The organism is Delftia sp. S65 (assembly GCF_016516495.1).
In the GTDB taxonomy this organism is placed as follows: Bacteria; Pseudomonadota; Gammaproteobacteria; order Burkholderiales; family Burkholderiaceae_C; genus Comamonas; species Comamonas acidovorans.
In genome coordinates this window covers 1-216 of the sequence record NZ_JACVUR010000134.1, presented here as the reverse complement: position 1 = coordinate 216, position 216 = coordinate 1, and the positions used below count along the sequence as shown (strand labels likewise).

Sequence of the window (216 nt, the reverse complement as noted above, 5' to 3'; positions counted from 1 at the left end):
GAAGGCATTTACTACTTCTTCGAGCATGCCTCGGGCCAGCACACCCTGGTGGTGTGCGACGACATCATTGCCTCGCACAGCGTATTGCCCGGGGGCGCCTCCATTCCCTTTTATCCCCCGGAAAAAGCCGCCGCAGGCGATCAGGAAAACATCCACGCCTGGCAGCTGGAGCAGGAAATCAAATCGGGCCGCCATTACAGCGACGACTACGACTTC

General features: G+C 58.8%; 1 protein-coding gene. It reads left to right on the top strand.

All coding sequences use genetic code 11. The features are described from left to right. A partial coding sequence (locus tag IAE24_RS30135) for a phage late control D family protein (RefSeq protein WP_233626446.1) occupies nucleotides 1-216 on the top strand: 216 nt, incomplete at both ends.